Consider the following 21687-nt stretch of genomic DNA (forward strand, 5'->3'; position numbering starts at 1 on the left):
CCATGAAGAAGAAGCTGATTGCAGGCAACTGGAAGATGAACGGCAGCCTGGCCGCCAACGATGCCCTGGTGCGCGCGCTGGTGGCCGGCCTGGTGCAGCGGGGAGAGGGGTGCGACGTGGCCGTGGCAGTGCCCGCGCCTTATCTGGCGCAGGTGCAGTCGCTGGCGTCGGGTTCGCCCCTGGCGCTGGCGGCGCAGGACGTGTCGCAGCACGAGGCGGGGGCCTACACCGGCGAGGTGTCGGCCGCCATGCTGCGCGACTTTGGCGTGCGCTACGTGCTGGTGGGGCATTCCGAGCGCCGCCAGTTCCATGGCGAGACCGATGTCGATGTGGCCATGAAGGCGCAGCGCGCCTTGGCGGCAGGGGTCGCGCCCATCGTCTGCGTGGGCGAAACCCTGGCCGAGCGCGAGTCTGGCCAGACCGAGGCCGTGGTGCGGCGCCAGCTGGCGGCGGTGATCCATCTGATTGGCCACTGCATCAGCGAAGTGGTAGTGGCGTACGAGCCTGTCTGGGCCATCGGCACCGGCCAGACCGCCTCGCCCGAGCAGGCGCAGCAGGTGCATGCCGTGCTGCGCGCCCAGTTGGCGGCGGCAAGCGACAAAGCGCAACATATTCGCCTGCTCTATGGTGGCAGCATGAATGCGGCCAATGCGGCGCAGCTGCTGGCGCAGCCCGACATCGACGGTGGTCTGGTGGGCGGGGCCTCGCTCAAGGCCGACGACTTTCAGCGAATTATTGCTGCAGCCCAATAAGGGCGTGCGGTGGCAGCTATTAAATCAGGAGTAATCGAACTATGAGCATGCTAGTGAATGTAATTTTGGCGGTACAGATGTTGACCGCCCTGGGCATGATTGGCCTGATTCTGATCCAACACGGCAAGGGTGCGGACATGGGCGCAGCGTTTGGCAGCGGCAGCTCGGGCAGCCTGTTTGGCGCCAGTGGCAGTGCCAACTTTCTCTCGCGCACCACGGCGGTGCTGGCGGCGGTCTTCTTTGTCTGCACGCTGGCCTTGGCCTACTTTGGCAACGCACGTCCTGTCAGTTCGGGCAGTGTGCTGGAAGGCTCTGCCCCTGTGGCCGCGCCCGCCGTGGAAACCGGCCCTGCCGCCGCCATTCCAGGCAATGCGGCACCGGCGCCTGCCGCACCTGCTCCGGCCCAGGGCGACGCTCCCGGCAGTGCGCAGATTCCTGCGAAATAAAAGTGCGTAAATCTCTGGAGAAGCCCAAAGGCAGGGTTTTTCCGGGGTAGAATCCCTGATTGTCTGGAAAGCAAAAACCAACAGGTTCCTCAAGCCATTCAGACAACACAACAGCCGTCGTGGTGAAATTGGTAGACACGCTATCTTGAGGGGGTAGTGGCGAAAGCTGTGCGAGTTCGAGTCTCGCCGACGGCACCAAACAAAAAAGAGCTTGTCCACATGTCCCGTTCAGCGGTCATGTCGGATAAGGCTCCAGCGGTGAGCACATCCCCAAGATGAACCTCGATCAATATCTCCCCGTTCTTTTGTTTATTTTGGTCGGCATTGCCGTGGGTGTCGTGCCTTTGGCGCTGGGCTACATTTTGGGCCCCAATCGCCCGGACCCCGAAAAGAACTCTCCCTACGAGTGCGGCTTCGAGGCCTTTGAGGATGCGCGCATGAAGTTCGATGTGCGCTATTACCTGGTGGCCATCCTGTTCATTCTTTTCGACCTCGAAATTGCCTTTCTTTTTCCCTGGGCCGTGGCATTCCATGATGTCGGGGTGGTGGGTTTCGTTGCAGTGGTGATTTTCCTGACCATCCTCGTCGTGGGCTTTGTCTACGAGTGGAAAAAGGGTGCCCTGGATTGGGAATGACCGGGCTTGAGCGAGGACAGACACAATGATTGAAGGCGTGATGAAGGAAGGCTTCATCACCACGAGCTATGACTCCGTGGTGAACTGGGCCAAGACGGGGTCGCTGTGGCCTATGACCTTTGGGTTGGCCTGCTGCGCCGTCGAGATGATGCATGCGGCGGCGGCGCGCTACGACATCGGCCGTTTTGGTGCCGAGGTGTTCCGTGCCAGCCCGCGCCAGTCCGATCTGATGATTGTGGCGGGCACGCTGTGCAACAAGATGGCGCCCGCGCTGCGCAAGGTCTATGACCAGATGAGTGAGCCGCGCTGGGTGCTCTCCATGGGTTCATGCGCCAACGGCGGTGGCTACTACCACTACAGCTATTCGGTGGTGCGTGGCTGTGACCGCATCGTTCCGGTGGACGTGTATGTGCCTGGCTGCCCGCCCACGGCGGAGGCGCTGATCTACGGGATCATCCAGCTGCAGCAGAAAATCCGCCGCACCAACACCATCGCGCGCGTCTGAAGGGGTTCCATGACAGTTGTTGCCATTCACCCTGAAAAACTCAGGGATACCCTTGTGGCCGCATTGGGCGACAAGGTGCGCCAGGTGTCGGTGGCACTGGGCGAAGTGACCGTCGAGGTGCCTGCTGCGCATTATCTGGAAGCGATGCGGCAATTGCGCGATGCGCCGGGCTGCCAGTTCGAGCAACTGATCGATCTGTGCGGTCTCGACTATTCCTCATATGGCGATCGTCCGCAGGAGGGCTTGCGCTACTGCGTGGTGTCGCACCTGTTGTCGGTGAGCCTCAACCAGCGCGTGCGCGTGAAGGTGTATTGCGCCGATGACGATTTCCCGGTGGTGCCCTCGGTGACGGTTCTCTGGAACTCGGCGGCCTGGTTCGAGCGCGAGGCATTCGACCTGTACGGCATCGTGTTCGATGGGCATGGCGACCTGCGCCGCATCCTGACCGACTACGGGTTCATCGGCCACCCATTCCGCAAGGATTTTCCGCTGTCGGGCCACGTGGAGATGCGCTACGACGCCGAGCAGCGCCGTGTCATCTACGAGCCGGTAACCATCGAGCCGCGCGAAGTTACGCCGCGCATCATTCGCGAAGACAAATACGGAGGCCTGCACTGAGGCGCGGAGCGCCTTCTGTGATCCACCATGGCTGAAATCAAGAACTATTCCCTGAACCTGGGGCCGCAGCACCCGGCCGCGCACGGCGTGCTGCGCCTGGTGCTGGAGCTCGACGGCGAAGTCGTGCAGCGCGCCGACCCGCACATCGGGCTGCTGCACCGTGCGACTGAAAAGTTGGCCGAGCACAAAACCTACATCCAGTCGCTGCCTTACATGGACCGTCTCGATTACGTGTCCATGATGTGCAATGAGCATGCCTACTGCCTGGCCATCGAGAAGCTGCTGGGCCTGGAAGTGCCGCTGCGCGCGCAGTACATCCGGGTGATGTTCTCCGAGATCACGCGCCTGCTGAACCACCTGATGTGGCTCGGCTCGCACGGCAATGACTGCGGCAGCTCCACCATCCTGATCTATACCTTCCGCGAGCGCGAGGACCTTTTTGACATCTACGAGGCGGTCTCCGGCGCACGCATGCACGCCGCCTATTTCCGCCCCGGCGGTGTCTACCGCGACCTGCCCGACAGCATGCCGCAGTACAAGGCCAGCAAGGTGCGCAACGCCAAGTCGCTCGAGGCGCGCAACCAGAACCGCAAGGGTTCGTTGCTCGATTTCATCGAAGACTTCACGCGGCGCTTCCCCGCCTGCGTGGACGAGTACGAAACCCTGCTGACCGACAACCGCATCTGGAAGCAGCGCACCGTGGGCGTTGGTGTGGTGGCACCTGAGCGCGCACTCAATCTGGGCATGACCGGGCCGATGCTGCGCGGCTCCGGCATTGGCTGGGATCTGCGCAAGACCCAGCCTTACGATGTCTATGACCGCATGGACTTCGATGTCCCGGTGGGCAAGACGGGCGATTGCTACGACCGCTATCTGGTGCGCGTGAACGAGATGCGCCAGTCCAACCGCATCATCCAGCAGTGCATCCAGTGGTTGCGTGCCAACCCAGGCCCTGTCATCACCGACAACCACAAGGTGGCGCCGCCCGACCGCGAATCCATGAAGTCCAACATGGAAGAGCTGATCCACCATTTCAAGCTGTTCACCGAAGGCTTCCACGTGCCCGAGGGCGAGGCCTACGCGGCGGTCGAACACCCCAAGGGCGAGTTCGGCATCTATCTGGTGAGCGATGGTGCCAACAAGCCCTACCGCCTGAAGATCCGTGCACCTGGTTTCGCGCACCTGGCTGCCATGGACGAAATGGCCCGTGGTCACATGCTGGCCGACGTGGTGGCCATCATTGGCACCATGGATATCGTGTTCGGAGAGATTGACCGATGATTTCTGAAGCGACCCAAGCGCGCTTTGCGCGCGAAGTGGCCAAATACCCTGCGGAGCAGAAGCAGTCCGCGGTCATGGCCTGCCTGGCAATTGTCCAGGCGGAGCAGGGCTACGTGAGCGAGGAGAGCGAGGCTGCCATTGCCGAGTACCTTGGCATGCCGCAGATTGCGGTGCACGAAGTCACCACGTTCTACAACATGTACAACCAGCGGCCGGTGGGTAAGTACAAGCTGGCCGTGTGCACGAACCTGCCGTGCCTGTTGCGTGACGGCGGCAAGGCCCTGGAACACCTGGAACACAAGCTGGGCATTGCCATGGGCGAAACCACGGCAGACGGCATGTTCACCCTGCAGCAGTGCGAATGCCTTGGGGCATGCGCCGATGCGCCGGTGATGCTGGTCAACGACCGCAACATGTGCAGTTTCATGGGCAACGACAAGCTCGACCAACTGGTCGACAGCCTGCGCGCAGTGGAGGGCCAGCCATGAACACAGCAGCAGTCCTTTCCCAGTTCCAGGCCGCGGGCGTGGAAACCTGCTTCCACGACCGCCATATCGAGCCGCAAATCTACGCCGGGCTCAACGGTTCCAACTGGAGTCTCAAGGACTATGAGGCGCGCGGCGGCTACCAGGCCTTGCGCAAGATGCTGGGCCTAGGCGAAGGTGCTGAAGCCATGACGCAGGACCAGGTCATCGCCACAGTCAAGGAGTCGGGGCTGCGTGGCCGCGGCGGCGCTGGCTTTCCGACGGGTCTGAAGTGGAGCTTTATGCCGCGCCAGTTCCCGGGGCAAAAGTACCTGGTCTGCAACTCGGACGAGGGCGAGCCGGGCACCTGCAAGGACCGCGACATCCTGATGTTCAACCCGCACATCGTGATCGAGGGCATGATCATTGCCGCTTACGCGATGGGCATCAGCGTCGGCTACAACTACATCCATGGCGAGATTTTCCAGGTGTACAACCGTTTCGAGGCCGCACTCGAAGAGGCCCGCGCCGCGGGCTACCTGGGAGACGAGATTCTGGGCAGCAGCTTCAGCTTTCAGCTGCATGCCCACCACGGCTTTGGCGCCTACATCTGCGGTGAAGAAACCGCTTTGCTGGAGTCGCTCGAAGGCAAGAAGGGGCAACCGCGCTTCAAGCCGCCATTTCCGGCCAGCTTTGGCCTGTACGGCAAGCCCACCACCATCAACAACACCGAAACCTTCGCGGCCGTGCCGTGGATCATCCGCAACGGCGGCGCGTCCTACTTGGCCTGTGGCAAGCCCAACAACGGCGGCACCAAGATCTATTCGGTCAGCGGCGATGTGGAAAAACCCGGAAATTACGAAGTCCCGATGGGTACGCCTTTTGCCAAGCTGTTGGAGCTCGCAGGCGGCGTGCGCCAGGGGCGCCAGCTCAAGGCCGTGATCCCGGGTGGCTCGTCGTCGCCGGTGTTGCCTGCCGCCATCATGATGGAGTGCACGATGGACTACGACTCCATCGCCAAGGCCGGCTCCATGCTGGGCTCGGGAGCGGTCATCGTCATGGACGACAGCCGCTGCATGGTCGAGTCGCTCAAGCGCTTGTCCTACTTCTACATGCACGAGTCCTGTGGCCAGTGCACGCCCTGCCGCGAAGGCACAGGCTGGCTCTGGCGCCTGGTGGACCGGATCCACCGTGGCGAGGGCCATCCGGCGGACATGGACGTGCTCGACTCCGTCGCCAGCAACATCATGGGCCGCACCATCTGCGCCCTCGGTGATGCAGCGGCCATGCCGGTGCGCGCCATGGTCAAGCATTTCCGGCCCGAGTTCGAGGCGCTGATCCAGAAGACGAACCCTCAGACCGCAGCTTCTGCCTGATCGTGAGAAAAGCATATGGTTGAAATTGAACTTGACGGTCAGAAAGTGGAAATTGCCGAAGGCAGCATGGTCATGCATGCGGCCGAGAAGGCAGGCACCTACATTCCGCATTTTTGCTACCACAAAAAGCTTTCCATTGCGGCCAACTGCCGCATGTGTCTGGTCGATGTGGAAAAAGCCCCCAAGCCCATGCCGGCCTGCGCCACGCCCGTGACGCAGGGCATGGTCGTGCGCACCAAGAGCGACAAGGCCATCCAGGCGCAACAGTCGGTCATGGAGTTTCTGCTGATCAACCACCCGCTGGACTGCCCCATCTGCGACCAGGGTGGTGAATGCCAGCTGCAGGATCTTGCGGTAGGGTACGGCGCATCTGCTTCGCGCTACGAGGAAGAAAAGCGCGTGGTCCTGCACAAGGATGTGGGGCCGCTGATCTCCATGGAAGAGATGACGCGTTGCATCCACTGCACCCGTTGCGTGCGCTTTGGCCAAGAAGTGGCCGGCGTCATGGAGCTGGGCATGATCCACCGCGGCGAGCATTCCGAAATTACCACGGTGGCCGGCGACACGATCGATTCCGAACTCTCGGGCAACATGATCGACATTTGCCCCGTGGGTGCTTTGACCAGCAAGCCCTTCCGCTACAGCGCCCGCACCTGGGAGCTGTCGCGCCGCAAGTCGGTCAGTCCGCACGATTCCACCGGTGCGAACCTGGTGGTGCAGGTCAAGAACAACAAGGTCATGCGCGTCCTGCCGCTCGAGAACGAAGACGTCAACGAGTGCTGGATTGCCGACCGAGACCGCTTCTCCTATGAAGCGCTGAACAGCGATGAGCGCCTGCAGCGCCCCATGCTCAAGCAGGGCGGGGTCTGGAGCGAAGTCGACTGGCAGACGGCACTGGAGTACGTGGCCAACGGCCTGCAGCAGATTCGGGCCGAGCACGGTGCGGACAGCATCGGTGCGCTGGTCAGTCCCCACAGCACGCTAGAGGAACTGTTCCTCGCGAGCGCGCTGGTCCGCGCACTGGGCAGCGACAACATCGACCACCGCCTGCGCCATGCCGATTTCACCGCGCCGGAAGGCGTGCGCTGGCTGGGGCGCTCCATTGCGTCGCTGTCCACCTTGGACGCTGTGCTGGTCGTAGGCTCCAACCTGCGCAAGGACCATCCGCTGTTTGCGCAGCGCATCCGCCAGGCTGCGCGCAAGGGCTGCAGCGTGTCGTCGATTGACGCGGTGGTGCGCGACTGGGCCCTGCCCGTAGCGCACACGCTGCTTGCCACGCCAGCGGCCTGGATGCAGGCGCTGGCGGACATATCCGCCGCCATTGCCCTCGAAAAAGGCGTGCCTGCGCCAGACGCGGCCGGCAAGGCGGGCGACGTGGCCCAGTCCATCGCGCGCGCGCTGCTGCGTGGCGAGCACAAAGCCGTGCTGCTGGGCAATGCGGCCGCGCACCATGCGCATGCCACCGGTCTGTTGGCCCTGACACAGTGGATTGGGCAGCACACGGGCGCAACGGTCGGCTACCTCACGGAAGCTGCCAACACCGTGGGAGCACAGTGGATGAGCGCGCTGCCGGCACAGGGTGGGCAGAACGCAGGGCAGATGCTGGCAGGGGGCCTGCGCGGCGTGCTGCTGTTGAACACCGAGCCCGAATACGACAGTGCTGCAGGCGCTGCCGCAGCGCAGGCCTTGGGCCGTGCAGACATGGTCGTGACCCTGAGCCCCTTCAAGGCCAACATGGAGTTCAGCGACGTGCTGCTGCCGATCGCGCCGTTCACCGAAACCTCGGGCAGTTTTGTCAATGCCGAGGGCTGGCTGCAGAGCTTCCATGCCGTGGTGCGGCCACTGGGCGAAACCCGCCCTGGCTGGAAGGTGCTGCGGGTGTTGGCGAATCTGTTGGGCCTGTCGGGCTTTGATTATGAGACTTCGCAGCAGGTGCTGGCGCAGGCGACCGGCGCACCGGCGGGCGATGTGACCCGTGTGCCCGCTGCGCAACTGAACAACGCCACGCAGGCAAGCGCTCCGGTGGCATCGATGGCGCTGCCCGATCCGGTGACGGCATCCATCTACCAGCTCGACGGCATCGTGCGCCGTGCGCCCTCGTTGCAGCTCACGGCCGATGCGCGCCTGGCCCGTGAAGGAGCCGCAGCATGATCGATACGCTCTACAACGGCGGCCTGGGCCTGGTCGGGCAGACCTGGTGGACGGGCGCAGCCTGGCCCGTGCTCTGGATCCTGATCAAGATCGTCGTGGTGCTGTTGCCCCTGATGGGTGCTGTGGCCTACCTCACGCTGTGGGAACGCAAGCTCCTGGGCTTCATGCAAGTGCGCCATGGCCCCAACCGGGTCGGCCCGCTGGGCCTGCTGCAGCCGATTGCCGATGCCTTGAAACTGCTCACCAAGGAAATCATCCAGCCGACGGCGGCCAGCAAGGGGCTGTTCGTGCTCGGTCCTGTGATGGCCATCATGCCGGCCCTGGCGGCCTGGGTGGTGATTCCCTTCGGTCCGGATGTCGCGCTGACCAACGTCAATGCCGGCTTGCTGCTGATGCTGGCCATCACCTCCATCGAGGTGTATGGCGTGATCATTGCGGGTTGGGCCTCGAACTCGAAATATGCGTTCCTTGGTGCCATGCGGGCTTCGGCCCAGATGGTCAGCTATGAAATCGCCATGGGCTTTTGCTTTTTGGTGGTGGTCATGGTGTCCGGCAGCATGAACCTGACCGAGATCGTCATGGGCCAGTCGCGCGGCATGGCGGCGGGCCTCGGGCTCAACTTCCTGTCCTGGAACTGGTTGCCTTTGCTGCCGATTTTCATCGTCTACCTCATCTCCGGCGTGGCCGAGGTGAACCGCCACCCGTTCGACGTGGTGGAAGGCGAGGCGGAAATTGTGGCCGGCCACATGGTCGAGTATTCGGGGATGGGTTTTGCCATCTTCTTCCTGGCGGAATACGCCAGCATGTGGCTGGTGTCCATCCTGGCGGTGCTCATGTTCCTGGGGGGCTGGATGTCCCCCATCGATAACGCGCTGTTCAACTGGATTCCCGGCTGGATCTGGCTCGGCGTGAAGACCTTCGTAGTGGTATCCATGTTCATCTGGATCCGTGCGACCTTCCCGCGCTTTCGCTATGACCAGATCATGCGCCTGGGCTGGAAGATCTTCATTCCAGTCACCTTGGTGTGGCTGGTCATCGTCGGGGCGTGGTTGCACTCGCCATGGAACATCTGGAAATAAGCGGGGACACACGAATGGCTGCCGTTGCTGCTGCATCTTTTTCCATCAAGGACTTTTTCAAGAGCTTTTTGCTCGTGGAACTCGTCAAAGGCATGACCCTGACCGGGCGCTATGCGTTCCGGCGCAAGGTGACGGTGCAGTTCCCGGAAGAGAAAACGCCACTGTCGCCGCGTTTTCGCGGGCTGCATGCGCTGCGCCGTTATGACAACGGCGAAGAGCGCTGCATTGCTTGCAAGCTGTGCGAAGCGGTGTGCCCCGCCGTGGCCATCACCATCGAGTCGGAGCAGCGCGACGACGGCTCACGCCGCACCACGCGCTACGACATCGACCTGACGAAGTGCATTTTCTGCGGCTTCTGTGAAGAGAGCTGCCCGGTCGACTCCATCGTCGAGACGCACATCTTCGAATACCACGGCGAAAAGCGGGGTGACCTGTACTTCACCAAGGACATGCTGTTGGCCGTGGGCGACCGCTACGAAGGCGAAATCGCCGCTGCCAAGGCAGCCGACGCCAAATATCGCTGATGCAGCGCCCGCTCTAAGCCGACTTCTACAAAGAATCGATTCATGGACGCCAAGACTGGTTTTTTCTATCTGTTCTCGGTCGTGCTGCTTTATGCAGCCTTCCGGGTCATCACCGCCCGCAACCCGGTGCACGCCGTGCTGCACCTGATCCTGGCTTTTTCGCAGGCTGCTGGCGTGTGGCTGTTGCTCAAGGCCGAGTTCCTGGCCATCGTGCTCGTGCTGGTCTACCTCGGAGCGGTGATGGTGCTGTTCCTCTTCGTGGTCATGATGCTGGACATCAATGTGAACACGATACGGCAGGGTTTCTGGAAGCATTTTCCGGTGGCTGCAACCATGGGCGCGCTGATTGCACTCGAAATGGCTGCGGTCCTGATGGGCGGCTTTCGCGGCATGGACGAGCCCAAGGCGCTGGCGGCCATGGTCGATGCCGCAGGCAATGTGATTCCGTATTCGAACACGCTGGCCCTGGGCAAGCTGATGTACACGCAATACCTCTATCCGGTGGAGATTGCTGCAGTCATCCTGCTGGTAGCCATGATTTCGGCCATCGCGCTGACCCTGCGCAAGCGCAAGGACAGCAAGGCCATTGACCCCTCGTTGCAGGTGCGTGTCAAAGCTGCCGACCGTGTGCAGCTGCTCAAGATGGCGGTCACCCAGAAGGCGCAGCCACCGGTGGTTGCCGAGGCCGACGCGGGTACCGAGGAGAAGAAAGCATGACTTTGACACTGGGGCATTTCTTATCGCTGGGCGCCATGCTGTTTTCGCTGGCCGTCATCGGTATTTTTCTGAACCGCAAGAACCTGATCGTCCTGCTGATGGCCATCGAGCTGATGCTGCTGGCCGTGAACATGAACTTCGTGGCGTTCTCCCACTACCTGGGTGATATGCACGGCCAGGTGTTCGTGTTCTTCATCATGACGGTGGCGGCTGCCGAGTCGGCCATCGGGCTGGCCATCCTGGTGCTGCTGTTCCGCAACAAGTCCAACATCAATGCGGACACCCTCGACACCCTCCGCGGTTGAGCCGCCGGACATGCAAGGTTCTCCACAATGAGTCAAACCCTCTCTGCTGCAACGCTTCTGGTCGTTCCCCTGGCGCCGCTGGCTGGCGCCGTGCTGGCTGGCATTTTTGGCACCGCCTTCGGTGGCAATTGGATGGGCCGGCGCCTGTCGCACACGCTGACGATCCTGGGGGTGCTCGTCGCCTTCGTCCTGTCCGCCATGACGCTCAAGAGCGTGGCGCTGGACGGTGCGCGCTTCAATGAGACGCTCTATACCTGGATGGTGGTGGGCGGTCTCAAGATGGAGGTCGGATTTCTCATCGACAACCTGACCGCCATGATGATGTGCGTGGTGACTTTCGTGTCCCTGATGGTGCACATCTACACCATCGGCTACATGGAAGAGGACGAAGGCTACAACCGCTTTTTTTCGTACATCTCGCTGTTCACCTTCTCCATGCTGATGCTCGTCATGAGCAACAACCTGCTGCAGCTGTTCTTCGGCTGGGAGGCGGTGGGTCTGGTGTCCTACCTGCTGATCGGCTTCTGGTACACCAAGCCGTCGGCCACGTTCGCCAACATGAAGGCCTTCATGGTCAACCGCATCGGCGACTTCGGCTTCATCCTGGGCATTGGCCTGATCGCCGCCTATGCAGGCACGCTGAACTACGCAGAGGTGTTTGGCAAGGCCGGTGAACTGGGCGCGCTGGGCTTCCCCGGCACCGACTGGATGCTGGTCACCGTGATCTGCATCTGCCTGTTCATTGGCGCCATGGGCAAGAGCGCGCAGTTCCCGCTGCACGTGTGGCTGCCCGATTCCATGGAAGGCCCCACGCCCATCTCCGCGCTGATCCACGCCGCCACCATGGTGACGGCCGGTATCTTCATGGTCGCGCGCATGTCGCCGCTGTTTGAACTCAGCGATACGGCACTGAACTTCATCCTGGTCATCGGCGCCATCACCGCCTTGTTCATGGGCTTCCTGGGCATCATCCAGAACGACATCAAGCGCGTGGTGGCCTATTCCACGCTGTCGCAACTGGGCTACATGACGGTGGCGCTGGGCGCATCGGCCTACTCGGTGGCGGTGTTCCACCTGATGACGCACGCCTTCTTCAAGGCGCTGCTGTTCCTGGCCGCCGGCTCGGTCATCATCGGCATGCACCACAACCAGGACATCCGCTGGATGGGGGCCGTGCGCAAGTACATGCCTATCACCTGGATCACGTCGCTGCTGGGCTCGCTAGCCCTGATCGGCACGCCGCTCTTCTCGGGCTTTTACTCCAAGGACAGCATCATCGAGGCCGTGCATGCCAGCCAGCTCCCGGCGGCGGGTTTTGCCCACTTCGCGGTGCTCGCCGGGGTGTTCGTCACGGCGTTCTATTCCTTCCGCATGTACTTCCTGGTCTTCCATGGCAAGGAGCGCTACGACCAGAACCCGGATGCGCACCACCACGCGGCGGACGAGGAGCCCGATCCGCACCACCATCACGACGACCACAGCAAGCCGCACGAATCCCCCTGGGTGGTGACGGTGCCGCTGGTGCTGCTGGCGATTCCTTCGGTGGTGATCGGCTTCATGACGATCGAGCCCATGCTGTTCGGGGACTTCTTCAAGGACGCGATCTTTGTGGACTCCGCCAAGCACCCCGCCATGGCCGCGTTGGCAGAGTTCTTCCACGGCCCCATGGCCATGGCGCTGCACGGCTTCTCGACCGCGCCGTTCTGGCTGGCCTTAGCAGGCGTGGCGCTTTCTTACTACATGTACATGGTCAACCCGGCGCTGCCGGCCGCCATCAAGCGGGCGTTCCAGCCGGTCTACACGCTGCTGGACAACAAGTACTACTTCGACTGGATCAACGAGAACATCCTCGCGCGCGGCGCACGCGCTCTGGGCGTAGGCCTCTGGAAAGGCGGCGACCAGGCCCTCATCGATGGTGCCTTGGTCAATGGATCATGGAAACTGGTAGGGTGGGTCGCCAGTGTGGTGCGCCGCGTGCAGACGGGTTACATCTACCACTATGCGCTGGTCATGATCCTGGGAGTCTTCGTGCTCATGACGTATTTCGTCTGGCTCAACAAGTAGGGGAAAAATAAAAATGGGTTTGTTGAGTCTTGCTATCTGGACGCCGATCGCGTTCGGTGCACTGCTGCTGTTCTTCGGCCGTGAGGAGCAGGCGCGCATGGTGCGCTGGCTGGCACTGGTCGGTGCCTTGATCGGTTTTGCCGTCACGCTGCCGTTGTACGAGGGCTTTCAGCTCGGTACCGCGGCCATGCAGTTCGTTGAAAAGGCCGCGTGGATCGAGAGTTTCAATATCTTCTACCACGTTGGCGTGGACGGGATCTCGTTCTGGTTCGTGCCGCTCACGGCGTTCATCACCGTGGTCGTGGTGATTGCCTCGTGGGAGTCGATCACCGAGCGTGTGAACCAGTACATGGGCGCGTTTCTGATCCTGTCGGGATTGATGATCGGCGTGTTCAGCGCGCTCGACGGCCTGCTGTTCTACGTGTTCTTCGAGGCCACGCTGATTCCGATGTACCTCATCATCGGCATCTGGGGCGGTCCCCGCAAGATCTACGCGGCGTTCAAGTTCTTCCTGTATACGCTGCTGGGCTCGCTGCTGATGCTGGTTGCGTTCATCTACCTCTACCACCACGCCGGAGGCAGCTTCGACATCGCCACCTGGCACAAGCTGCCGCTCGACGCCGGAGCGCAGACCCTGCTGTTCTTTGCCTTTTTTGCCGCGTTTGCGGTGAAGGTGCCGATGTGGCCGGTGCATACCTGGCTGCCCGACGTGCACGTCGAGGCGCCGACGGGCGGCTCGGCCGTGCTGGCGGCCATCATGCTCAAGCTCGGGGCCTATGGTTTCTTGCGCTTTTCGCTGCCCATCGCTCCGGATGCCGCGCGCGAATGGGCCTGGCTGATGATCGCCCTGTCGCTGATCGCCGTGGTCTACGTCGGCTTGGTGGCCATGGTGCAAAAGGACATGAAGAAGCTCGTGGCCTATTCGTCCGTGGCGCACATGGGTTTCGTCACGCTGGGTTTCTTCATCTTCAACGACCTGGGCGTCTCGGGCGGCCTGGTGCAGATGATTGCCCACGGTTTCGTGTCGGGCGCCATGTTCCTGTCGATCGGCGTGCTCTACGACCGCGTGCACTCGCGGGAAATCGCCGACTACGGTGGCGTGGTCAACACCATGCCCAAGTTCGCGGCCTTTGCCCTGCTGTTCACCATGGCCAACTGCGGCCTGCCGGGCACAGCCGGGTTCGTCGGCGAGTGGATGGTGATCCTGGCGGCCGTCAAGGCCAACTTCTGGCTCGGCCTGGCCGCCGCCACGGCCCTGATCTGGGGTGCGGCCTACAGCCTGTGGATGTTCAAGCGCGTCTACCTGGGCGCGGTCGGCAATGCCAACGTGAAGGCCATGCTCGACATCGGCCGGCGCGAGTTCTTCATGCTGGCCCTGCTCGCCGTTGCCATCCTCTACATGGGCATTTACCCACGCCCCTTCACCGATGTGATGGACACCTCCGTGGCCGAGCTGCTCAAGCATGTGGCGCTGTCCAAGCTGAATTGAACCAACTGAATTGAGAGACCCGAGATGATTGACAACATCAGTTGGCTGGTGATTTACCCGGAGATCCTGCTCCTAGTCATGGCCTGCGTGATCGCGCTGGTCGACCTGGGCGTGCACAGCCCGCGGCGCACCGGTACCTATGCCCTGACCATGCTCACGCTGGCGGTGGTGGCTGTGCTGCAGGGCCTGTATGCCAGCAGCGGCAACACCTTCTATGGCTTTGGCAACATGGTCGTCAGCGACGCCATGGGCAACTGGCTCAAGTGCTTCGCCACCGTGGCCATGATGGTGACGCTGGTCTACGGCCGGCCCTACGCAGGCGACCGCGGCATGCTGCGCGGCGGTGAGCTGTTCACGCTGGCCATGCTCTCGCTGCTGGGCATGTTCGTCATGATCGGCGCCAACAACTTCCTGGTGATCTACCTGGGCCTGGAGCTGCTGACGCTGTCGAGCTATGCGCTCGTGGCGCTGCGCCGCGAAAACGCGACAGCGACCGAAGCCGCCATGAAGTACTTCGTGCTCGGTGCCATGGCCAGCGGTTTTCTGCTCTATGGCATGTCCATGCTGTACGGCGCCACCGGCTCGCTCGACATCGGTGAAGTCTTCAAGGCCGTCAATTCGGGCCAGATCCGCCACCAAGTGCTCGTGTTTGGTGTGGTCTTCATCGTGGCCGGTCTGGCGTTCAAATTTGGCGCCGTGCCCTTCCACATGTGGCTGCCCGATGTGTACCAAGGCGCGCCCACGGTCGTCACGCTGCTGATCGGCAGTGCGCCCAAGCTGGCGGCGTTCGCCATCGCCATGCGCTTGCTGGTGGACGGGCTGCTGCCCCTGGCGATCGACTGGCAGCAGATGCTGGCCGTCCTCGCCATTGCCTCGCTGCTGGTGGGCAACCTGGCTGCCATCGCACAGACCAACCTCAAGCGCATGCTGGCTTACTCGACGATCTCGCACATGGGCTTCGTGCTGCTGGGCTTGTTGTCGGGCGTCATCAACGGCAATGTGGACGCTTCGACGGTCGAGGGCGCCTACAGCTCCGCCATGTTCTACGTGGTGACCTATGTGCTGACCACGCTGGGCGCTTTCGGCGTGATCCTGCTGCTGGCCCGCGAAGGCTTCGAGAGCGAAGAAATTTCCGATATGGCCGGCCTGAACCAGCGCAGCCCGCTCTACGCCGGTGTGCTCGCCGTGTGCCTGTTCTCCATGGCCGGTCTGCCACCGCTGGTGGGTTTCTACGCCAAACTAGCGGTGCTGCAGGCGCTGATGGCCTCGGGCCAGGCCGCCTACATCGCGCTGGCGGTGTTCGCCGTGGTGCTGTCGCTGATCGGTGCCTTCTATTACCTGCGCGTCGTCAAGGTCATGTACTTTGATGCGCCACTCACGGCCACCACGGTGTCCGCCCCGTTGCAGGTGCGCGTGGTGCTGACCGTCAATGGCGCCCTGGTGCTCGCACTCGGCCTGGTGCCCGGCGGCCTGATGGCGCTGTGCGCAGACGCCATCGTGCGTTCGCTGGCCTCCTGACGCCCCGGACGGCAGGCCTGTGTCCTCCTCCGCAGCCGTCTGGCTGGTGATCCTGTCCGCATGCTTTGCGGCCAACCTGCCGTTCTTCAACCACCGGGTCCTGGCCGTAGGCCCGGTTTTGCGGCCGCGCAAAGCGCTGGCTGTGCGGCTGCTGGAGATGCTGCTGCTCTACTTCGTGGTCGGCGCTTTTGCGCTGCTGCTGGAAAAGCGGGCAGGGCAGATCGCGCCCCAGGGCTGGGAGTTCTATGCCATCACAGGAACGCTGTTCATCACGCTCGCCTTTCCCGGGTTCGTCTATCGCTACCTGGTCCGCCGCCGCGGCTGACGGCGTCCAGCGCGCCCGCGCCCGGCCATTGCCATGAAGGTGCTGGATCTGCGCTGCCAGAAAGACCATGCCTTTGAAGGCTGGTTTGGCGGCGAAGCCGATTTTCAAGACCAGTTGCAACGCGGCCTGCTGCAGTGCCCGCTGTGCGGCGATGCGCAGGTGCGCAAGGTGCTGAGTGCGCCGCGCATCCAGCGCGCGGCGCGCGACCCAGCGGGTGGGGCGGCGCAGGAGAGCGCAGTGCCGGTTGCGGCGGCTCCAGCGGCACCGGCCGCCGCCGCGTCGCTGCAGGCCGCTTGGTTGCAATGGGCGCGCAAGATCGCTGCACAGACAGAGAACGTGGGCCCGCGGTTCGCCGACGAGGCCCGGCGCATGCACTATGGCGAAGCGCCGGAGCGCGCCATCCGCGGCCAGGCCAGCCTGGCAGAGACGGTGGAACTGCTCGACGAAGGCATCGCCGTGCTGCCGCTTGCGCTGCCGGACGGCGCCACCGACACCCTGCAATAAGGGCTTGCCGCCCATGGGCCGCCGCGGGGCCAGCCCGCAAGTGCCAAATTGATAGCTGCTTGCGCTTGCCTGGTAAGGGTTTGGGCCAAATTTGATGTGTTTTTTGCGGCGCGCGCGGCGCTCAGGCCGTGAACTGCAGCGCCGCCAGGCGCGCATACACCCCGTTGAGCGCCACGAGTTGCGCGTGTGGGCCCTGTTCCACGATGCGCCCCTGGTCCAGCACGACGATGCGGTCGGCGTTTTGCACGGTGGCCAGGCGGTGCGCGATGACCAGCGTGGTGCGCTGGCCCGTGTGACGCTGCATGGCCGAGTCGAGCGCGGCCTGGACCATGCGCTCGCTCTCGGCGTCCAGCGCACTGGTGGCCTCGTCAAGCAGCAGCAGCGGCGGGTTCTTGAGCATGGCGCGCGCAATGGCGATGCGCTGGCGCTGGCCGCCCGACAGGCGCACGCCGCGCTCGCCCAGGAACGTGGCATAGCCCTCGGGCAGCGCCAGCAGGAAATCGTGCGCGAACGCCGCCTGCGCAGCGGCAAACACCTCGGCATCGCTGGCCTCGGGCCGCCCGTAGCGGATATTTTCCAGTGCGCTGGCAGAAAAAATCACCGCGTCCTGCGGCACGGTGCCAGTGTGGCTGCGCAAGGCCTCCAGCGACAGGTCACGAAGATCGACGCCGTTGAGGCAGATGCGCCCCGCGGCCGAGCCCACCACGCCTGGGTCCACGTCGTAGAAGCGCTGCAGCAGCTGGAACACCGTGGTCTTGCCTGCGCCGCTCGCGCCCACCAAGGCCACGGTTTCGCCCGGTGCCAGCTCCAGCGAGAAGTCCCGCAGCGCCGCCTGCGTGGGGCGGGAGGGGTAGTGAAAGCCCACCCGCTCGAAAGCAACCGCCAGCCCTTGGCCTGTGACTGGCAAAGGCTGTGGGCGCGCTGGCGAGGCCACGGCGGACTCGCTGGCCAGCAATTCCATTAGGCGCTCGGTGGCGCCGGCCGCGCGCAGCAGGTCGCCGTAGACCTCGCCCAGCACCGCCACCGCACCGGCCAGCAGGGCCACGTAGACCACGGTCTGCCCCAGGTGGCCGGCGCTCAGCTGGCCGGCCAGCACCGCCTCGGTGCCGCGGTACAGGCCCCACAGCAGCAGCGCGGCGTTGGCAATGATGATGAACGCCACCAGCACAGCGCGCGCGCTGGTGCGGCGCACGGCCGCCTCGAACGCGTTCTGCGTCGCCTGCGCAAAGCGCGCCGCCTCGCGCGGCTCGGCGGTGTAGCTCTGCACCACGGGCACGGCGTTGAGCACCTCGGCCGCGATGGCGCTGGAATCGGCGACGCGGTCCTGGCTGGCGCGCGAGAGGCGGCGCACGCGCCGGCCTATCCACATGCCGGGCAGCACGACCAGCAACAACATCATCAGCACGATGGCCATGATGCGGGGGTTGGTCCACACCAGCATGGCCAGTGCGCCCACCCCCATCACCGCATTGCGCAGCCCCATCGACAGCGAGGAGCCCACGACGGTCTGCACCAGCGTGGTGTCGGTGGTCAGGCGCGAGAGCACTTCGCCGCTTTGCGTGGTTTCATAAAACTGCGGGCTCTGGCGCAGCACATGGGCATAGACGGCATTGCGCAGGTCGGCCGTCACGCGCTCGCCCAGCCAGCTGACCATATAGAAGCGCGCTGCCGAAAAAACCCCCAGGGCCACGGCCACCGCGAACAGGGCGCCGAAGTGGCCGCGCAAGGCCAGCGCCTGCGCGCTGCGGTCGGCACGGGTGCCGCCCAGGCCGCCGTCGATCAGGGTGCGCAGGGCCAGCGGAAAAGCCAGCGTGGCCAGGGCGGCCAGCAGCAAAAACAGCAAGGCCAGCGCAATGCGCCCGCGGTAGGGGCGCAGAAAAGGCAGAAGCCCGCTGAGCGCACGCGGCGCGCCGGGTGCCGCAGAAGGGTGTGAAGAGGCCATCGCGGCAGTTTAGAGGCGTGCCGCCGGAAGGGCATGGCTGCGCCTTTTCGTCGCCGCAGGCGCCCAGCGTTCCGGCCTCTGGAACGGTAGGCATTAATACATAGGCGTAAGCCCCAGTCGCCGGTAAATGGCCGGGCACTTAGGATGCGTGCTACAGAAATTCCGCGGGCGCGCCTTCTTGGCACGCCCGTGCCCATCCCTACGGAGCAGCCAAGGCGCAATGAGCGACGTCATACTTGAAACCCAAAGCCTGACCAAAGAGTTCAAAGGCTTCACCGCGGTCAGCAACGTGACCCTGTCGGTGCGCCGCGGCTCCATCCACGCCCTGATCGGGCCCAATGGCGCCGGCAAGACCACGTGCTTCAACTTGCTGACCAAGTTTTTGGTGCCGACCTCGGGCCTGATCCGCTTCAACGGCCAGGACATCACGCGCGAGAAGCCCGCGGAGATCGCGCGCCGCGGCGTGATCCGCTCGTTCCAGATCTCGGCGGTGTTCCCGCACTTGACGCTGCTGGAGAACGTGCGCGTGGGCCTGCAGCGCAAGTTGGGCACCGCCTTCCATTTCTGGCAAAGCGAGCGCAGCCTGCGCCAGCTCGATGCCCGCGCCATGGAACTGCTCACCGAAGTGGGTCTGGAAGACCTGGCCGACGAACTCACCGTGAATCTGCCCTATGGCCGCAAGCGCGCCCTGGAGATCGCCACCACGCTGGCCATGGAACCCGAGCTCATGCTGCTGGACGAGCCCACGCAGGGCATGGGCCACGAAGACGTGGACCGTGTGACCCGGCTCATCAAGAAGGTGTCGGCCGGCCGCACCATCCTGATGGTGGAGCACAACATGAAGGTGGTCTCGACCATCGCCGACCGCATCACCGTGCTGCAGCGCGGCGCCGTGCTGGCCGAAGGGCCGTACGCCGAAGTATCGAGCAACCCCCAGGTCATGGAAGCGTACATGGGCACCACCGACGGCCAACTGCAGGGAGCCCACTGACATGGCGACCGCATCTTCCCAAACCCCCGCGCTGGAGCTTCAGAACCTGGAAGCCTGGTACGGCGAATCGCATGTGCTGCATGGCGTGGACATGGTGGTGCAGCCCGGCGAAGTGGTGACGCTGCTGGGCCGCAACGGCGCCGGACGCACCTCGACGCTGCGCGCCATCATGGGCCTGACCGGTGCGCGCCGCGGCTCGGTCAAGATCAACGGCGTGGAAACGATCGGCATGCCCACGCACCGCATTGCGCACCTGGGCCTGGGCTACTGCCCCGAAGAGCGCGGCATTTTCTCCAGCCTCTCGTGCGAAGAGAACCTGCTGCTGCCGCCCGTGCTCAAGACCGGCTCGGCCGGCATGTCGGTGGACGAAATCTACGCCATGTTCCCCAACCTGGCCGAGCGCCGCCACAGCCAGGGCACGCGCCTGTCGGGCGGCGAGCAGCAGATGTTGGCCGTGGCCCGCATCCTGCGCACCGGTGCCAAGCTGCTGCTGCTCGATGAAATCTCCGAAGGCCTCGCGCCGGTCATCGTGCAGGCGCTGGCGCGCATGATCACCATGCTGCGCGAGCGCGGCTACACCGTGGTCATGGTCGAGCAGAACTTCCGCTTTGCCGCACCGCTGGCCGACCGCTTCTATGTGATGGAGCACGGCCGCATCGTCGAGCGCTTCGGCGCCAGCGAGCTCGAAGAAAAAATGCCGGTGCTCAACAATCTGCTCGGCGTTTGACCGGTCGCACCGCTGCGCCCATGTTTTCGCAACCCTCTCACTACAACAGGAGACATCCATGAAAAACAAACTGACGGTTTTGGCGCTGATGCTGGGCGCCGCCGGCCTGGTCGCCCCCACCGCGCATGCGCAAGAGAAGGTCAAGATCGGTTTCATCACCGACATGTCGAGCCTGTACGCCGACGTCGAAGGTAAGAACGGCGCACTGGCGATTCAGATGGCCATCGACGATTTCGGCGGCAAGGTGCTGGGCATGCCCGTCGAACTGCTCACGGCAGACCACCAGAACAAGGCCGACATCGCCGCCTCCAAGGCGCGCGAATGGATCGACACGCAAGGCCTGACGATGTTGTTCGGCGGCACCAACTCGGGCACCGCCTTGGCCTCGGCCAAGGTCGCGGCCGAGAAGAAGCGCGTCTACGTCAACAACGGCGCAGGTTCGTCGGCGCTGACCAACGAACAGTGCACGCCCTACACCGTGCACTACGCCTACGACACCGTGGCGCTGGCGCGCGGTACGGGCTCGGCCATCGTCGACGCTGGGGGCAAGAGCTGGTTCTTCCTGACCGCCGACTACGCCTTCGGCCAAGCGCTCGAAGCCGACACCGCCGCCGCCGTCAAGGCCAAGGGTGGCACGGTGGTGGGCTCGGTGCGCCATCCGCTCAACGCCTCGGACTTCTCTTCGTTCTTGCTGCAGGCGCAAAACTCCAAGGCCCAGATCCTCGGCCTGGCCAACGCGGGTGGCGACACCATCAACGCGATCAAGGCCGCCAAGGAGTTCGGCATCGACAAGACCATGAAGATGGCAGGCCTGCTGCTGTTCATCACCGACATCCACAGCCTGGGCCTCAAGAACACCGCCGGCCTGCAGCTCACCACGAGCTGGTACTGGGACCTGAACGACGATACGCGCAAGTTCGCCAAGCGCTTCTTCGACAAGACCAAGCGCATGCCCACGTCGATCCAGGCTGCCGACTACTCGGCCACCATGAACTACCTCAAGGCCGTCGAAGCGGCCAAGAGCGTGGACGCCGACAAGGTCATGACAGCATGGCGCGGCATGAAGATGAACGACTTCTATGCGACCGGCACGCTGCGTCCGGATGGCCGCTATGTGCACGACATGTACCTGATGGAAGTCAAGAAGCCGTCGGAGTCCACCAAGCCCTGGGACTACTACAAGGTCGTCAAGAAGATTCCGGGCGAGCAGATCTTCACGACCAAAGCCGAGAGCAAGTGCGCTCTCTGGAAATAAACCGCTGACCCGACTCCTT

At 63.5% G+C, this 21687-nt stretch carries 22 protein-coding genes and 1 tRNA gene; 22 read left to right on the top strand and 1 reads right to left on the bottom strand.

The features are described from left to right. The first annotated feature begins 2 nt into the window (after positions 1-2). From tpiA to B2J89_RS08885, 19 genes are all read left to right on the top strand, one after another. Positions 3-752 (top strand): triose-phosphate isomerase, encoded by a 750-nt coding sequence (tpiA, locus tag B2J89_RS08795; RefSeq protein WP_169168766.1) that lies wholly within the window; start codon positions 3-5, stop codon positions 750-752. A 41-nt stretch (positions 753-793) separates the two neighbouring features. Next, entirely contained in the window at positions 794-1198 is a 405-nt protein-coding gene (secG, locus tag B2J89_RS08800) for a preprotein translocase subunit SecG (protein WP_169168767.1), read from the top strand. A 113-nt stretch (positions 1199-1311) separates the two neighbouring features. Then, positions 1312-1396: transfer RNA gene (locus B2J89_RS08805), tRNA-Leu, on the top strand. 77 nt (positions 1397-1473) lie between these two features. Further along, on the top strand, positions 1474-1833 hold the full coding sequence (locus B2J89_RS08810) for an NADH-quinone oxidoreductase subunit A (protein WP_169168768.1): 360 nt from the start codon (positions 1474-1476) through the stop codon (positions 1831-1833). A gap of 25 nt (positions 1834-1858) precedes the next feature. Then, positions 1859-2338 carry an NADH-quinone oxidoreductase subunit B family protein gene (locus tag B2J89_RS08815; protein ID WP_007849129.1) on the top strand — a complete coding sequence of 160 codons (480 nt, stop codon included), beginning with the start codon at positions 1859-1861 and terminating at the stop codon, positions 2336-2338. A 9-nt stretch (positions 2339-2347) separates the two neighbouring features. Then, entirely contained in the window at positions 2348-2956 is a 609-nt protein-coding gene (locus tag B2J89_RS08820) for an NADH-quinone oxidoreductase subunit C (RefSeq protein ID WP_169168769.1), read from the top strand. Between the two features lie 27 nt (positions 2957-2983). Then, on the top strand, positions 2984-4237 hold the full coding sequence (locus B2J89_RS08825) for an NADH-quinone oxidoreductase subunit D (protein WP_169168770.1): 1254 nt from the start codon (positions 2984-2986) through the stop codon (positions 4235-4237). Then, positions 4234-4725: an NADH-quinone oxidoreductase subunit NuoE gene (nuoE, locus tag B2J89_RS08830; RefSeq protein ID WP_169168771.1), complete on the top strand. Its 492-nt coding sequence runs from the start codon at positions 4234-4236 to the stop codon at positions 4723-4725. The genes B2J89_RS08825 and nuoE overlap by 4 nt, the downstream gene beginning before the upstream one ends. Beyond that, a complete protein-coding gene (gene nuoF, locus B2J89_RS08835; RefSeq protein WP_169168772.1) occupies positions 4722-6077 on the top strand; it encodes an NADH-quinone oxidoreductase subunit NuoF in 1356 nt (451 codons plus the stop codon). Before nuoE ends, nuoF begins: the two co-directional genes overlap by 4 nt. 15 nt (positions 6078-6092) lie before the next feature. Continuing rightward, entirely contained in the window at positions 6093-8228 is a 2136-nt protein-coding gene (nuoG, locus tag B2J89_RS08840) for an NADH-quinone oxidoreductase subunit NuoG (protein ID WP_169168773.1), read from the top strand. Next, on the top strand, positions 8225-9307 hold the full coding sequence (nuoH, locus tag B2J89_RS08845; protein ID WP_169168774.1) for an NADH-quinone oxidoreductase subunit NuoH: 1083 nt from the start codon (positions 8225-8227) through the stop codon (positions 9305-9307). Before nuoG ends, nuoH begins: the two co-directional genes overlap by 4 nt. 14 nt (positions 9308-9321) lie before the next feature. After that, positions 9322-9831, top strand: coding sequence for an NADH-quinone oxidoreductase subunit NuoI (nuoI, locus tag B2J89_RS08850; RefSeq protein WP_169168775.1), 510 nt, complete (start codon positions 9322-9324; stop codon positions 9829-9831). 42 nt (positions 9832-9873) lie between these two features. Next, positions 9874-10548, top strand: a complete 675-nt coding sequence (locus tag B2J89_RS08855; protein WP_169168776.1) for an NADH-quinone oxidoreductase subunit J — start codon at positions 9874-9876, stop codon at positions 10546-10548. After that, on the top strand, positions 10545-10853 hold the full coding sequence (gene nuoK, locus B2J89_RS08860) for an NADH-quinone oxidoreductase subunit NuoK (protein ID WP_169168777.1): 309 nt from the start codon (positions 10545-10547) through the stop codon (positions 10851-10853). Before B2J89_RS08855 ends, nuoK begins: the two co-directional genes overlap by 4 nt. A gap of 27 nt (positions 10854-10880) precedes the next feature. Then, positions 10881-12917, top strand: coding sequence for an NADH-quinone oxidoreductase subunit L (gene nuoL, locus B2J89_RS08865; protein ID WP_169168778.1), 2037 nt, complete (start codon positions 10881-10883; stop codon positions 12915-12917). Positions 12918-12930: 13 nt separating this feature from the next. Then, positions 12931-14406 (top strand): NADH-quinone oxidoreductase subunit M, encoded by a 1476-nt coding sequence (locus B2J89_RS08870; RefSeq protein WP_169168779.1) that lies wholly within the window; start codon positions 12931-12933, stop codon positions 14404-14406. 24 nt (positions 14407-14430) lie between these two features. Continuing rightward, a complete protein-coding gene (nuoN, locus tag B2J89_RS08875; protein ID WP_169168780.1) occupies positions 14431-15924 on the top strand; it encodes an NADH-quinone oxidoreductase subunit NuoN in 1494 nt (497 codons plus the stop codon). Between the two features lie 19 nt (positions 15925-15943). Further along, the gene (locus B2J89_RS08880; protein WP_169168781.1) at positions 15944-16249 is read left to right on the top strand and encodes a DUF2818 family protein; all 306 of its coding nucleotides are present in this window, start codon (positions 15944-15946) and stop codon (positions 16247-16249) included. A 33-nt stretch (positions 16250-16282) separates the two neighbouring features. Then, positions 16283-16753, top strand: coding sequence for a DUF1178 family protein (locus tag B2J89_RS08885; protein WP_169168782.1), 471 nt, complete (start codon positions 16283-16285; stop codon positions 16751-16753). Between the two features lie 121 nt (positions 16754-16874). Here the strand turns inward: B2J89_RS08885 and B2J89_RS08890 are convergent, their stop codons facing one another. Next, positions 16875-18695, bottom strand: a complete 1821-nt coding sequence (locus B2J89_RS08890; protein WP_169168783.1) for an ABC transporter transmembrane domain-containing protein — start codon at positions 18693-18695, stop codon at positions 16875-16877. Between the two features lie 220 nt (positions 18696-18915). On the opposite strand from B2J89_RS08890, the gene B2J89_RS08895 reads away from it, so the two are divergent. The 3 genes from B2J89_RS08895 to B2J89_RS08905 are packed head-to-tail and all read left to right on the top strand — an operon-like array spanning position 18916 to position 21668. Continuing rightward, the gene (locus B2J89_RS08895; RefSeq protein ID WP_169168784.1) at positions 18916-19686 is read left to right on the top strand and encodes an ABC transporter ATP-binding protein; all 771 of its coding nucleotides are present in this window, start codon (positions 18916-18918) and stop codon (positions 19684-19686) included. A gap of 1 nt (position 19687) precedes the next feature. Beyond that, a complete protein-coding gene (locus B2J89_RS08900) occupies positions 19688-20413 on the top strand; it encodes an ABC transporter ATP-binding protein (RefSeq protein ID WP_169168785.1) in 726 nt (241 codons plus the stop codon). A 58-nt stretch (positions 20414-20471) separates the two neighbouring features. After that, positions 20472-21668: an ABC transporter substrate-binding protein gene (locus tag B2J89_RS08905; RefSeq protein ID WP_169168786.1), complete on the top strand. Its 1197-nt coding sequence runs from the start codon at positions 20472-20474 to the stop codon at positions 21666-21668. Positions 21669-21687 lie beyond the last annotated feature (19 nt).

The sequence above is a fragment of the Acidovorax sp. SRB_24 genome (assembly GCF_012931925.1).